The sequence below is a fragment of the Mesorhizobium sp. M0848 genome (genome assembly GCF_040319805.1).
GTDB lineage: Bacteria > Pseudomonadota > Alphaproteobacteria > Rhizobiales > Rhizobiaceae > Mesorhizobium.
Window position 1 is genome coordinate 62301 of sequence record NZ_JAMYOM010000018.1, and the last position, 13088, is coordinate 75388.

General features: G+C 60.5%; 19 protein-coding genes. 12 read left to right on the forward strand and 7 right to left on the reverse strand.

Annotated features, from left to right (window positions below; all coding sequences use genetic code 11):
- The first annotated feature begins 73 nt into the window (after positions 1 to 73).
- Entirely contained in the window at positions 74 to 238 is a 165-nt protein-coding gene (locus NKH95_RS20905; RefSeq protein WP_023811982.1) for a DUF3309 family protein, read from the forward strand.
- Between the two features lie 127 nt (positions 239 to 365).
- Here NKH95_RS20905 and NKH95_RS20910 read toward each other — a convergent pair whose 3' ends face one another.
- Positions 366 to 1292: a DUF1236 domain-containing protein gene (locus NKH95_RS20910; RefSeq protein ID WP_352892820.1), complete on the reverse strand. Its 927-nt coding sequence runs from the start codon at positions 1290 to 1292 to the stop codon at positions 366 to 368.
- 196 nt (positions 1293 to 1488) lie between these two features.
- Here NKH95_RS20910 and NKH95_RS20915 point away from each other — a divergent pair, with 196 nt between their 5' ends.
- The gene (locus NKH95_RS20915; RefSeq protein WP_352892823.1) at positions 1489 to 1941 is read left to right on the forward strand and encodes a hypothetical protein; all 453 of its coding nucleotides are present in this window, start codon (positions 1489 to 1491) and stop codon (positions 1939 to 1941) included.
- A 95-nt stretch (positions 1942 to 2036) separates the two neighbouring features.
- A complete protein-coding gene (locus tag NKH95_RS20920) occupies positions 2037 to 2273 on the forward strand; it encodes a DUF6894 family protein (RefSeq protein WP_023811979.1) in 237 nt (78 codons plus the stop codon).
- Between the two features lie 10 nt (positions 2274 to 2283).
- On the opposite strand, the gene NKH95_RS20925 is transcribed toward NKH95_RS20920, so the two are convergent.
- A complete protein-coding gene (locus NKH95_RS20925) occupies positions 2284 to 2541 on the reverse strand; it encodes a hypothetical protein (RefSeq protein ID WP_023811978.1) in 258 nt (85 codons plus the stop codon).
- 316 nt (positions 2542 to 2857) lie between these two features.
- On the opposite strand from NKH95_RS20925, the gene NKH95_RS20930 reads away from it, so the two are divergent.
- The 4 genes from NKH95_RS20930 to NKH95_RS20945 all read left to right on the forward strand — a co-directional run bounded on the left by NKH95_RS20930 (position 2858) and on the right by NKH95_RS20945 (position 4669).
- On the forward strand, positions 2858 to 3052 hold the full coding sequence (locus tag NKH95_RS20930) for a DUF2934 domain-containing protein (protein ID WP_023811977.1): 195 nt from the start codon (positions 2858 to 2860) through the stop codon (positions 3050 to 3052).
- Between the two features lie 88 nt (positions 3053 to 3140).
- A complete protein-coding gene (locus NKH95_RS20935) occupies positions 3141 to 3326 on the forward strand; it encodes a hypothetical protein (RefSeq protein WP_023811976.1) in 186 nt (61 codons plus the stop codon).
- A gap of 166 nt (positions 3327 to 3492) precedes the next feature.
- A complete protein-coding gene (locus NKH95_RS20940) occupies positions 3493 to 4134 on the forward strand; it encodes an alpha/beta fold hydrolase (RefSeq protein ID WP_352775167.1) in 642 nt (213 codons plus the stop codon).
- A gap of 124 nt (positions 4135 to 4258) precedes the next feature.
- Positions 4259 to 4669 carry a DUF427 domain-containing protein gene (locus NKH95_RS20945; RefSeq protein WP_023811973.1) on the forward strand — a complete coding sequence of 137 codons (411 nt, stop codon included), beginning with the start codon at positions 4259 to 4261 and terminating at the stop codon, positions 4667 to 4669.
- A 30-nt stretch (positions 4670 to 4699) separates the two neighbouring features.
- On the opposite strand, the gene NKH95_RS20950 is transcribed toward NKH95_RS20945, so the two are convergent.
- Entirely contained in the window at positions 4700 to 5131 is a 432-nt protein-coding gene (locus NKH95_RS20950) for an HD domain-containing protein (RefSeq protein ID WP_023811972.1), read from the reverse strand.
- A gap of 24 nt (positions 5132 to 5155) precedes the next feature.
- A complete protein-coding gene (locus NKH95_RS20955; protein ID WP_023811971.1) occupies positions 5156 to 5551 on the reverse strand; it encodes a GFA family protein in 396 nt (131 codons plus the stop codon).
- A gap of 202 nt (positions 5552 to 5753) precedes the next feature.
- Between NKH95_RS20955 and NKH95_RS20960 the strand changes: the two genes are divergently transcribed.
- Positions 5754 to 6362, forward strand: coding sequence for a cysteine hydrolase family protein (locus tag NKH95_RS20960; RefSeq protein WP_023811970.1), 609 nt, complete (start codon positions 5754 to 5756; stop codon positions 6360 to 6362).
- A gap of 102 nt (positions 6363 to 6464) precedes the next feature.
- Positions 6465 to 7739, forward strand: a complete 1275-nt coding sequence (locus NKH95_RS20965; RefSeq protein ID WP_023811969.1) for a DUF763 domain-containing protein — start codon at positions 6465 to 6467, stop codon at positions 7737 to 7739.
- Positions 7740 to 7761: 22 nt separating this feature from the next.
- Here the strand turns inward: NKH95_RS20965 and NKH95_RS20970 are convergent, their stop codons facing one another.
- From NKH95_RS20970 to NKH95_RS20980, 3 genes are all read right to left on the reverse strand, one after another.
- The gene (locus tag NKH95_RS20970; RefSeq protein WP_023811968.1) at positions 7762 to 8205 is read right to left on the reverse strand and encodes a PPC domain-containing DNA-binding protein; all 444 of its coding nucleotides are present in this window, start codon (positions 8203 to 8205) and stop codon (positions 7762 to 7764) included.
- Between the two features lie 40 nt (positions 8206 to 8245).
- A complete protein-coding gene (locus NKH95_RS20975; RefSeq protein ID WP_023811967.1) occupies positions 8246 to 8563 on the reverse strand; it encodes a hypothetical protein in 318 nt (105 codons plus the stop codon).
- Between the two features lie 162 nt (positions 8564 to 8725).
- Entirely contained in the window at positions 8726 to 8896 is a 171-nt protein-coding gene (locus NKH95_RS20980) for a hypothetical protein (protein ID WP_023811966.1), read from the reverse strand.
- A gap of 209 nt (positions 8897 to 9105) precedes the next feature.
- On the opposite strand from NKH95_RS20980, the gene NKH95_RS20985 reads away from it, so the two are divergent.
- From NKH95_RS20985 to NKH95_RS20995, 3 genes are read left to right on the forward strand one after another with little or no spacing between them, the layout of a single operon-like run.
- Positions 9106 to 9678: a (2Fe-2S)-binding protein gene (locus NKH95_RS20985; RefSeq protein ID WP_245273254.1), complete on the forward strand. Its 573-nt coding sequence runs from the start codon at positions 9106 to 9108 to the stop codon at positions 9676 to 9678.
- Position 9679: 1 nt separating this feature from the next.
- Positions 9680 to 10702 (forward strand): FAD binding domain-containing protein, encoded by a 1023-nt coding sequence (locus NKH95_RS20990; RefSeq protein WP_023811964.1) that lies wholly within the window; start codon positions 9680 to 9682, stop codon positions 10700 to 10702.
- A 3-nt stretch (positions 10703 to 10705) separates the two neighbouring features.
- Positions 10706 to 12985, forward strand: coding sequence for a xanthine dehydrogenase family protein molybdopterin-binding subunit (locus NKH95_RS20995; protein ID WP_023811963.1), 2280 nt, complete (start codon positions 10706 to 10708; stop codon positions 12983 to 12985).
- The last annotated feature ends 103 nt before the right edge of the window (positions 12986 to 13088 follow it).

The following is a 13088-nucleotide window of genomic DNA, read 5'->3' on the forward strand; positions in this document are numbered from 1 at the left end:
AGTTCATATTCTCATCAGCCGGCGATCGCCGCTCCGTCTATACGGCGCGAAGCCGCAAACAGGAGAGCAAGTCATGGGTCTCGGCACGATTCTTATCATTATTCTGGTCATTGCATTGCTTGGCGGTTTTAGTGGTCTTGGCGGCGGGCCTTTCTACGGCACCGGTTACTATGGCGGCGGCGGTCTCGGTCTGCTGCTGCTTGTAGTCATTATCTTAGTCGTGCTCGGGCGTCTCTAGCCGAGTCCGCGATGCGGGTGGCAGAATGTATCACCTGCCGCTTGCGGTCCTTCTGGGTTGCTTTGAATCCATAGCAGTCCAGCAATGACGGTCCGCCCTCTAGAGGGCGGACCACTCGTTGGAGATGTTAGGTCAAAATCAGGACGATCTTGAACGTATCCGGATCAACGATGACGATCCGGCCGTCCGCAAGCACGAAATACTCGTAACTTTCGTAAGCGGGAACGATCTTGACGATACGAGCCGGCAAACGATGCAGCCTGACCTTCTGCCGTGGGACTTCGACGCCGACGGTGATGTCAAAATCGACATTGGACACAGGCTCGACCTTCGTCTCCCGGATGATCTGAGTGACCTGGGTTTTCTGCTCCACCGTCACGTTGTTGATGGAACCGGTCGCCGTCGTATCCTGTGTCGAGGCCTTGCCCTGAGCCTGCTCGTCGGTCTGCATCTTGGTCTTGTCCCGAGCCTGCTGGTCGGTGGTGGTGCCAGCCTTGCCCTGAGCCTGCTCGTCGGTCTGCATCTTGGTCTTGTCCTGAGCCTGCTGGTCGGTGGTGGTGCCGGCCTTGCCCTGCGCCTGCTCGTCGGTCTTCAGCTTGGTCTTGTCCTGAGCCTGCTGGTCGGTGGTGCCGGCTTTGCCCTGCGCCTGCTCGTCGGTCTTCAGCTTGGTCTTGTCCTGAGCCTGTTGGTCGGTGGATGTGCCGGCCTTGCCCTGCGCCTGCTCGTCGGTCTTCAGCTTGGTCTTGTCCTGAGCCTGTTGGTCGGTGGAGCTGCCGGCCTTGCCCTGCGCCTGCTCGTCGGTCTTCAGTTTGGCCTTGCCCTGCGCCTGTTGGTCGGTGGAGGTGCCGGCCTTGCCCTGAGCCTGCTCGTCGGTCTTCAGCTTGGCTTTGCCTTGGGCCTGCTCGCCCATCTTGGAACCGCCCTGGCAGTCGGCCTGCCCGGAAGCGCAATTGGCGTCTGCGCCAGATTGGCTTTCGGGTTGTTGTGTCTGAGCCATTGCCGTTCCACAGCCGAGCCCGATCGCCAGCATGCTGGTAATGAGAACATGTTTCATGGGGAAATCTCCCTTGGTAAGGTTCGTCCCTTCAGTGCGTAGAACCAGAACCCAAAAAAAATGTTCCTAGATAGTTGAGTGAGGTCTAAAAAAACGACCTCACTCGGGACCATATGATCGCGGGCGGAAGCCGTCGTTAAAATGACCTTTTCAACCTTGCCGATTGCCCTAGCTCTCTCCTGAGAGGAGGCCGGATATGGCAATTTATAGTCTGAGGGTGGTCAGCTTCATTTTCGTGGCACTGGCTTTCGTTCCGGCCGCCGCGCATCTCTTCGCGATGTTCAACAAGATGAAGCTCGACGGGCCAAACTATCTGGCTGCGCAGCGCGCCTATGATGGATGGAGCCTGTTCGGAATCATGGTGCTGGGAGCATTGCTCTCTACGGCCGCCCTGGCGATCCTGCTCTACCGAGCGAGTGCATCTTTCGGCTTGGTTGTCGTCGCCTTTCTCAGCATCGGCGCCACGCAATTTGCCTTCTGGACGCTGACCTACCCAATCAATCAGGCGACCCGGAACTGGACTGTCCTGCCTGAAAACTGGGAGCTGCTGCGGCGCCAATGGGAGTATTCACATGCCATCGCCGCCGGCCTCAATGCCTTGGCGTTGCTTGTGCTTTTCCTATCGGCGCTTCGCGCTGCGGTGCGTTGAACGACCACGTCTTCACCAGCACGGCCGCCGAGCGGGCAGGAACCCCAATGAAGCGAAATCACTGACCCGCCCGATGTTTCCAGCGTGGCCCGAAAATGAAGCGGTACTATTTCGATCTTCAAAACGGTGACGGCGCGGTACCCGACGATGACGGGCAGCTGTTCGAATCCCGGGAACAAGCCAGAGCGGAAGCAATTCGTATTTTGCAGGATGTTGCCCAAGACGAAATGCCCGACTGCGATTTCGTCAAGGTAACCGTCAAAGTACGCGATGAGATCGGTGCGCAGATGTTTGAGGCGTCGCTTGTTCTGACCTCCGGATGGAGCGTGTGATGCCGCAGTGCTAGCGGCGATACCGCACCGGGATTTGCACGACGTTCTCCGATCCAGGCAGATCAAAGGCCATGGCCAGTTGACGTACGGAGGCCATCTCGACGATCAGTTCTTCGATCGAAAAATCCGGCAGGCCGGTCTTCACCCTCTGCCTCACCTTGGCCGCAAGTTCATGAACCCGCACCGGGACGAAAAGCGGGCTGTCGTCCAGCAGCTTGCTGATTTCGATGACCACATCGGCGTCGATGTCTTTCGGCAATTCCCGCATGGGCGTCACCTCCTCTCGAAGCAATAGCCCGTCATGTCGATGCGACGGGCGATCAGGCGTTGAGCGCCGGGCAATGGGATCGGAGAGGGACGTGCTCGGCGCTGGCCGATAGCCAGATTCATAAAGCTGCGGGCATCGGTGTGTCACGAAAAAATATCGGTACGAAAATTACCAAGCGGCTCATCCCACGCAATCCACAAGCGCCTTCCCCGAAATCGCGACTCCGGCAGCGCTGTTCCCGACAGAGGAGGAAAAATATGGGGAGGAACAAAAAATATGGCCCGGAATTGAGACTGACGAATTGGAGGATCTAGCCATGGACAGCAGGGAAGAAAAGATCAAACGGCGAGCCCATGAAATCTGGGAGCAAGAGGGCCGGCCGGCTGGCCGCGAGCAGGAGCACTGGGACCAGGCCGTGCAGGAGATCGAGGCTGAGGGTTCGGAGACTGAACGTGGCCCGGTTTTGCCTGATCCGACAGTTGCAGCCGATTCCAATAGCTCAAAGCGTTGATCGTCAAATCCATGGCGTCTTGAGAGTACGATCAGGCAACCAAATTGGTGGAACCTCGTTTGCCGGACAGCAACCAGAGGAGGTTTCGATGAAGAGGTTCTTTTTACTCCTGGTCCTGGCCGCCGTCCTTGCGCTCGGCGCCTGCGACAACAATATCGAGCCGATGAAAGCCAACACCGGCACCATCAACAAGAACCCACAGATTGACCAGGCCGCCAGACCAGAGTCCACGACTGGTGGTGATCAGCCAGCCACTGTGCCTCAGGGCAAATGAACTCGGTCTCACATTGCGACACACCTCTGCTGCGCGTCGCCTATCTCGATGGTGGACCGCGAGACGGCGCCCCGGTTATCCTGCTGCATGGCTGGCCCGACGACGCGACGACATACGCTCGCATTTCGCCAGCCCTTCATGAAGCTGGCTTTCGGACGTTTTCGCCTTGGATTTTGCCGATGCGCTTGGCCTCAGCCGCTTTGCGGTTGTCGGACACGATTGGGGCGCCCGGATATCCTATCTGCTCGCGTCGGTTTTCCCGGACCGCATCAAGTGCTGTGCTGCGCTGTCGCTCGGCTGGCAACCAGGCAAACCAGCAACGCCGGCGCCCGGACAAGCGAAAGCATTTTGGTATCAATGGTTCATGGCGACGGCCCGGGGCGCTGAGTTCGTACGAAACAATGGCAAGAAATTCGCCAGATACCAGTGGGATAGCTGGGGCCCATTAGGCTGGTTCGACGACGCTATTTTCGATGGTGTCGCGAGCTCGTTCGAAAATCCTGACTGGGCGGATGTGACGTTGCATTCCTATCGGGTCAGATGGGAAGAGGCCGAGCCCGATCCACGCTATGCCGAACTCGCCCGCCGGCAAGCAGCGGTCAAGATCATCACGGTGCCAATCCTGACGCTTCATGGTGGCGACGACCGCGTTGTGTTTGCCCAGTCCTCAGAGGGGCTCGAAAAGCATTTCACCGCGTTCTACAGGCGGGTGGTGCTGGATGGCATCGGACACTTCCCGACGCGTGAGGCTTCTGATCAGGTTTCGCGATTGTTGGCTGCGTTTCTCGATAGCCATGGCAAGCGCTGAAGTGGGGTCGTCATTCGACCTCATAATACAGACCGGAACCTGACGCATCGCCGTGCATTTCGTCTCCATGCATGACGAACCGAAATGCGGTCTCGCAATCAATCGGCAGCCAGGGAGAATTTGAATGCAAGCTTCAGGCGCAATCTCAACACACCATGCTGGCCAACTGGCCATAGAACCGTTTGCCGGCACGGTGACGGTACGATTTTCCGACGCCATAGTCGCTGCCACGGAACGGGCGAAAGTGCTTCAGGAAGAAGGACATGAGCCCGTGTTCTACATCCCTTTCGAAGACATCTATTTCGACCTTTTCGAAAAGACGAACACCACCAGCCGCTCCCCTTTGAAAGGCACCGCGAGCTACTGGCGCGTCCATGCGGTGGGCAGCTCGGCTGACGATGTCATGTGGGCATACGAGACGCCTGAAACCGCGGCGCGGCCCATTGCACGTCATGGTGCATTCGATCCGGAAAAGGCGCGCATCGATGCCGAGCCCGCGGAGGACAGACGGCACACGCCCCACGTCCCGGAGTAGATTGCCCGTTCGCAGCGGGGCGATCTGAATTCAAGGCTGGTGCTGACGGCGCGGAAACTCGTCATCAAGGATGCATAGTGCCTCCTCATATTTGACAGTCGATGCCCCGACCTGTCGTGCCTGCCAGATATTGTCCGCCAGATCCGCGCGCTTCACCGGCAGCGCCAATGGATTCGATGCCGCTCGTCGCACAAACGCGAAGTAATCCTCACCGGACCTGCGCGACATGGCGTCGACGGCCGAAGCGATCGTCGGGCCAAAACCGGCCTCTTCCAACTTGGTCCGGTCCCAGCCTTCGCCCTTTTCGAGGACGTCATGGAGATAGGCGACGACCTTCTGGTCCTTGGTTTCGACCGCGTCAACGATACGGCGGCAGTGCTCGATATACGGTCGCCCGGTCTTGTCGCGCTGTGCTGCGTGGACCTCTTCGGCAATCTTGGCCGCCCGGTAAAACATGCTCATCTGGCTTGTCCTTCAGACCTGGTTTCACCATCGCTCCTCGGTATCGTGGTGCGGCAGGTCTATTCCGCAGCAAACCCAGCCAAGTCGCTGCCTCGATCCATAATTGTAGCGCGGTTCCAGGCGAGCCGGATCGTCGAACGTTCCGATATGCAGCGCGACCTCTCCGGGCGATGCGTCATAGGCAAGGCTGAGCGGTGACCCGCAGGCGGAGCAGAAGCCCCTCCGGGCAATCGGCGAAGACCTGCGATAGGTCGGCATCGCATTGGTCCAGGTCACGCTTTGGGAAGGCACCCAGGCCAGAACCGCGAACGCACTGCCGGTCGCCCGCCGGCACATATCACAATGGCAGTAATGCACTCTCGGTTCGCTTCCAACGCGGAAGCGGATCGTGCCGCAGAGACATCCTCCGCTCAGTTCCATTTTGGCGCCCCGGCTGACTTGCCGCTCCAACGCCTCTCGCGCGGTCTCATGCGAGCACCTCCATTCATCTCAGCGGAAACGCCAGCCATTTACGTCGGTTCCTGTGGCTATCTCAGGAACCAGTGCTTGCGCGCGGCGTTGCGTGTCTTTGCCGACAACGGGAGGAAACAGGGAAAATGCATCGCCGGTCGGAGAAGCGCTGATGTCGATGCCGGGGCTGGCATACGGTCCTCTCGGCGATCGATGCATGCATATCTGCGTGGATATGCAGCGGCTATTTGCAGAGCCGTCTGAATGGGCAACACCCTGGATCACCCGGGTTCTCCCGCAGATCGAGAGGCTGGTCGAAAGACGCGCGCCACAGACGGTCTTTACACGCTTCCTGCCCGCCGGGAAGCCGGGGCAAGGGGTCGGCACATGGAAGCGCTATTATCAGCGCTGGGCTTCCCTGACGATCGAGACGATCGGGCCCGAAATGACCGAATTGTTGCCGTCTTTAGCCGGCTACTGCCCGCCAGCGGCGATCGTCGACAAGCACATCTACTCGCCCTGGTTCGAAGGGCGTCTCAGAGCGCTCCTGGTGGAGCGCGGCATCGATACGCTGGTCATCACCGGCGGCGAAACGGATGTTTGCGTTCTGGCTACGGTGCTCGGGGCCATCGATTTCGGCTATCGCGTGGTTCTCGTCACGGACGCGCTGTGCAGTTCTTCCGACGCAACCCATGATGCACTGCTGACCGTTTACCACCAACGTTTCGCGCAACAGGTCGAGACGGTTGAGATGGAAACGGTTCTCTCGAACTGGACTTGACGTCCGCTAACCCGGCCCGGGTGGGAAGTGTCCATGCTTCCTTGCGCGGTTGGGCTGCCTATCTGTTAAGAGAATGACGGACACCAGAACAGGTAGCAGGACGTGACGCAACGATCGGGAAGTGCTGATCTTCCACTCCATGGCGGGCGCGTGCCAAAATGGCTCGGCGACCGCATGACGCGTCTTGGCGCTGTGATGTGCGAGGCGATCATTCATCACTATGGTCGAGACGAGTTGCTGCGGCGGCTGGCGCATCCATTCTGGTTCCAGTCCTTTGGTGCTGTCATGGGCATGGATTGGCACTCGTCAGGAATCACGACCAGCGTCGTGGGCGCTTTGAAGCGTGGCCTCACGCCGCTTTCCGGCGAGCTCGGCATTCATGTCTGCGGTGGCCGCGGCGCGCATTCGCGCAAAACCCCGCATGAGCTGGAAGCCATCGGCCAACGCGTCGGCTTCGACGGAGCGGGCCTGGCAACCGCCAGCCGGCTGGTCGCCAAGGTCGACAGCGCCGCCGTCCAGGACGGTTTCGATCTCTATCTGCATGGCTTTATCGTCGCCGATGACGGTCACTGGGTTGTGGTGCAGCAAGGCATGAACGGCGACAGCAAGGTGGCGCGCCGCTACCATTGGCTCTCCGAGGGCCTGAAGAGTTTTGTCGACCAGCCGCATGCCGCTATCGAAGGGGCCAATCAAGGCGAGATCGTCAACCTGACCGACCGGCGTGCCGAGGCGTCCCGCCAAGGGCAACTTGACCTTTTGCAGAATCTCGGACCGGATCGCATCCTGGGCGAGCTGGCGGCATTGGAGCGAGGCGCGGAGCCGACGCGCCGGCAGGAACCGGAACAACCGCTGCTGCCGCATTTGGTCATGCCGGCCCACCATGACGTTCGCGAAAGCGATGTCGTCATGCATCGCCTACACGGCAATATCGCAGCCGCCGCGGACCGCGGTCCCACCGATTTCGCCGAGCTCCTTCTGGTCCCCGGCGTCGGCGCACGCACAGTGCGCGCGCTGGCCCTCGTTGCCGAGGTGGTGCATGGCGCTCCTTGCCGTTTTTCCGATCCCGGCCGCTTCTCGCTGGCGCATGGCGGCAAGGACAGGCATCCATTTCCGGTACCGCTGAAGGTCTATGACGAGACGATCGGGGTTCTGAAGTCGGCCGTGCAGAAGGCAAAGCTCGGTCGCGATGAAGAAATCGGCGCCTTGAGGCGGCTCGACGATCAGTCGCGGCAAGTCGAGCGATACGTGACCGGCCCCAGCCTGAAGGAAATTGTCGCGGGAGAATTCGACCAATCGCATCTGCTTGGCGGGCGCAGCGTGTTCGGGTGGGAAGCTGCGCCGGACACAGCGCCTGCTGAGCGGAGCAAAAAAGCGTGAGAACGAGACAGAGGGCTGTAGATCAGTCGGCCAGATCGATCAGCGCGACACCGAGGTCCGGACGCTTGCTGCGGCGCAGATGACCGGGCGCTTCCACCAGGGTGATTTCGAGCGTTGGTCGAACGATGCCGTCAAGCAGATGTCCACCCCGGGTGGTGCCGTCGCTCAATCCAAGCACCGCATGGACGTGCAGGCTGGGCTTGTCATCATCACCCAGTGCAACATCGCCGATCGCGCTCAGAACCTCGCACTGTTCGCCGATGGGGATTTTGCGGTAGGTCTTCGCGGTCGGATCAAACCAGCCCACGGTGGCTTTTTCGAAAGCCCCTATGGCGGTCAAGGACGCACTGCCGATCTCCTGGTCGACCGCGAAGGCGGTCAGTGCCGCGAACGCTTCTTCGCCTGGGTCGAGCACCACGACGAATGTCCGTTGTCCGCCGATCTCATTGACGAGCTGAGATTTCATCCCTGTGCTTCCATCGTTCGGCCCAAGGCCGTCGCCAAGATCAATGGGCGCGGTGTTCCGCATTGCGCTTGCGGGTCGCTGCAGCTTTCTTTGCCGATTCGGATCGGCTTGCGGCAGACCGTGATGCCGATGCCTTGCCGCCGCTTTTACCGCCTTTGTGCGCCGCGAGATGGCCCGTGTGTTTGCCGCGGCCCGAACCGCCTTCCTTCTTGCCACCGCCATCGTCCTTGTTGACGGTAGCCCATGCACGCCGCTCTGCTTCCTTGTCCGAAACCCCGCGCTTCTCGTAGCCTTCGGCAATGTGGTCGGCCTTACGCTCCTGCTTGTCAGTGTATTTCGATTTGTCGCCTCGTGGCATGGCCTGCTCCTATTGAATAAGGGCTGAACGTCGATTTGACGCGCTGGTTCCAACAGAAGTTCGCGTAGCCAATGCCATCGCCCGGCATGGCCAAACACCGCCGCGCGCAGGCTAACGCTTTTCGGGCCGGGGAGAGCGCAGCAGCAGGCGAGGGGAATTGGTTCAGCCGATTGCCAACCTCACGACGAGGGCCAGGATCACGACACCGACCAAGCCGGCTATGAAGATGACCCGACGGGTGCGCGTTCGCAGGATGATCTCGCCTTGTCTCGCCTGCTCCGCAGAGAATACAGGTCCATTGTCGCCGTCCTTGCCATGCCGACCATCGCTCATGATCGCCTCCTTCCGGCTCTTGGCACACAACCATCGCTTGACCGGGGAGGTTCCGATTGCATCGATCCGGCCAGCAGAAAAAGGATCACAGGCTCGTGAGGAGGGAACTTTGCCCTCCGCGAGTGGTTTGGGCCGCTTGAGACCCAGCCAGCCCGGAGCCAGCCATGTCCGATGCCAAAATTTCCAGCGGCTTGAGCAGACGCATGTTCATGACGGCCTCTGTTTCGGCGGCGGCGGTGATGCCGCTTGTGAATTCCCCAACGAGAGCTGCCCAGCCCGCGTCCGCAAAACCGGCCGAACCGCGCGATTTGTCGGCGGTTTCGATGCGTATCAACAAGCAGACCTACAACCTCGCGCTCGACAATCGAACCAGCCTGCTTGACGCGCTGCGCGACCATGTCGGCCTGACCGGCACCAAGAAAGGTTGCGATCACGGTCAGTGTGGTGCCTGCACGGTGCTGATCGACGGAAAGCGGGTACTGTCGTGCTTGAGCTTTGCCGTCATGAACCAGGGCCGGGAGATCACAACGGTGGAAGGCCTGGCTTCGGCGGACGGGGACCTGCATCCGGTCCAGCAGGCCTTCGTCGACCACGATGCCTTTCAATGCGGCTATTGCACACCGGGTCAGATCATGTCCGCCATCGGTTGCATCAACGAAGGCCATGCTGGATCGGAAGATGATATTCGCGAATATATGAGCGGCAATCTATGTCGCTGCGCGGCCTATCCCAACATCGTTGCGGCGATCGTTCAGGCACGCGACGAGACCAGGAGGGCTTAGGATGCGCCCGTTCGTATATGAAAGACCAACCAGCGTCTCCACGGCAATCGCCATGGCGTCCCGTCCCGATGCCGTGCATGTTCCGCCAACCGGCGCCGACACGCAGTTCATCGTCGGCGGCACCAATCTGGCCGACTACATGAAGCTCGGTGTCGCGCGGCCGGAGCGACTGCTCGACCTCAACACTCTTGCCGAGCCGGCCTTGCGGCAGATCAGGATAGACGATGATAAGATCCGGTTTGGTGCGCTGGTCCGTATGGGTGAAGCAGCCGACAACAATGATGTCAGGCGCCGTTGCCCGGTCCTCGCCGACAGCTTGAAATTCGCTGCCAGCGGTCAGCTTCGCAACATGGCGAGCCTGGGCGGCAATGTGCTGCAACGTACGCGCTGCGAGTATTTTCGAGAGATATCTTGGCCGTGCAACAAGCGCGAACCGGGCTCCGGCTGCGCTGCGATGGAAGGGTCCAATCGCCAGCATGCCGTGCTGGGTACGAGCGATGCCTGTATTGCCACGTATCACGGCGATTTCGCGCAGGCGCTGGTTGCGCTGGATGCCACCGTCGATGTCGAAGGTCCGCGGGGAAGGCGCACGCTCACTTTTGCCAAGCTGCATAAACGGCCGGGCGAAACGCCCGACATCGAGACGGATCTGGCCGCCGACGAGCTCATTACCGCCATCGAAGTGCCGCTGGCACAGTGGAGCAGCCGGTCGCGCTATCTGAAGATACGCGATCGCGAATCCTACGCGTTTGCGCTGGCGTCCGCGGCTGTCGCGCTCGACATGGATGGCGAGACGGTAAGGAGTGCGCGCATTGCGCTTGGCGGAGTGGCGACGGTGCCGTGGCGTGCGCGCGAAGCAGAGGACGTGCTACAGGGCAAAGTGCTTGACGAAGCCACGGCGCAGGAGGCCGCCGAGGCTGCTTTCGCCGATGCCAGACCGCGCGAGCATAACGCATTCAAGATACCGCTCGGCAAGCGCACGCTGGTGCGGGCGCTGCTCGAAACCCGGGATATGAAGGGCTGAGCCATGAACCAAGCTGCACCCGCTCCAAGGGAAAACCAGGGCGATCCCGTTGTTCGCATTGACGCCCGGCTAAAAGTTACCGGACAAGCCGGCTATCCCGCCGACATCGTTACGGCCAACGTCGCCTACGGTGCCCTTGCCACCAGCAGCATTGCCCGGGGCAAGGTTTCCGAACTTCACACGAAAGACGCCAATGCCGTACCCGGTGTGCTGGACATCGTCACCTATGGCGATCTGGACAAGACCGACATGCCGAAATTCGGCAACACCGGTGCAAGTTCGATTGGGCCCTTGCACGACAAGACGGTTTTTCACGATGGTCAGATCATCGCTCTGGTGGTCGCTGAAACCTTCGAGGCGGCGGAGGAGGCAGCGATGTTGGTCCGCGCCGACTATGAGGACGAACGGCCCAGCGCCAGCTTTGATTCCAAGGGCGTGAAGATGGAACCGGCTGCCGGCAAAAGCCCGATGTTCAAGGAGGATGCGAAGGCCGGTGACTTCGACGCCGCTTGGGCGGATGCGACGGTGAAGATCGACGAAAAATATTCGACGCCGACCCAGCATCATAATCCGATCGAGCTGTTTTCGACCACCGCCATATGGCAGGGCGACCAGTTGACGATACACGAACCCAGTCAAAACGTTACGGGCTGGAAGGTGGAACTGGCACGCCAACTGAAGCTCGATCCGGCCAATGTGCGGATCGTCAGTCCCTATATCGGCGGCGCCTTCGGCTCCAAGGGGCCGATGACGGCACGCACTGCTATCGTTGCCGTCGCGGCGCGGCGCATCGGCCGGCCGGTTCGCTGCGTCGTCAATCGCATGCAAGCCTTCGGTACGCAGACCTATCGCGCCGAAACGCGGCATCGGATCCGCATGGGCGCCGGCAAGGACGGCCGCATCACGGCGTTCGGACATGAGGCCTGGGAGGTGACGTCACGCCCGGACCCTTATGTCGTCGGCGGCACGTCCGCCACCGCGCGCATGTACGATTACGGCTCCGTTCTGACGCATGTTTCGCTGGTTCATGCCGACCGCAACACGCCTGGCTACATGCGATCGCCGCCGGAGACGCCTTATGTCTACGCGCTGGAAAACGCCATGGACGAAATGGCCGTGGCCCTCGGTATGGATCCTGTCGAGTTTCGTCGCATCAATGAACCGGAGAAGGAGCCGATCGGAGGCAAGCCATTTTCCAGCCGCTCACTCATCAAGTGCTACGACCAGGCGTCCGAGGCCTTTGGCTGGTCGAAGCGCGATCCCAGGGTCGGCTCGATGCGCGACGGCGATTGGCTGGTCGGAATGGGCTGTGCGACGGCAATCTATCCGACTGCCGCCGCACCTTGCGCGGCCCGGGTTCGTCTCACCGCGGATGGCGAGGTTCGGGTCCAGTGCGGCTCCCATGAAATTGGCACCGGCGTTCGCACCATCGCCGGCCAAATGGCGGCCGAAAGGCTGGGGGTCGGCATGGACAAGATCAGCGTGGAGATGGGCGACAGTGCCTTGCCGCCGGCTCCCGTGTCGGGCGGATCGATCTCGACCGCCAGCGTCTGCTCCGCGGTCATGAAAGCCTGCGACGCGATACGCGAAAAACTGTTTGCCGCCGCTGCGGGCAAGGGGGCTCCGCTGGCAGGTTCGGCCAATGCGAAGCTGGATTTGAAGGACGAAGAGGTCGTCACCGAGACCGGCAAGTCCGCCAAGCTGGCCGATGTCTTCAAGGCCATGCAAGTCGGCGCCATCGAAGAATATGCCGAGTTTGCGCCGAAGGGTTCTTCGCCTGAAGCCCTGAGGAAACTCTATGCCGGACAATCGGAGTTTCATGGTGGAGAGAACGACGAAGATTCGGTCAAATATGCGTTTGGCGCCGAGTTCGTCGAAGTGCGCATCAACAGCTATACACGCGAAATCCGGGTGCCGCGCATGGTCGGAGCCTTCGCTGCCGGGCGCATCATGAACACGCGCACCGCGCGCAGCCAGCTGATAGGTGGCATGATCTGGGGCATTGGCCAAGCGTTGCACGAGGCCACGGAAATTGATCAGCGACACGCGCGCTACGTGAATCGCGACCTGCAGGACTATCTCGTGCCGGTCAACGCCGACATCAAACAGGTCGACGTTATCCTGGTCCCCGAAATCGACCACCAGGTCAATCCTGCCGGCGTCAAGGGCTTGGGCGAACTCGGCAATGTCGGAACGGCTGCTGCCGTGGCGAGTGCCGTCTATCATGCCACCGGCAAGCGCATTCGCGATCTGCCGATCAGAATAGATGATTTGATAGGCTGACGATCAAGAGCTCTGGACGGAGCATGGAACTCGTAACCCATAGGAAATTCAAAAACGGCAGGTTGATGCCGTGGGGAAAAGGCACGGTCGTCACCGGAGCAAA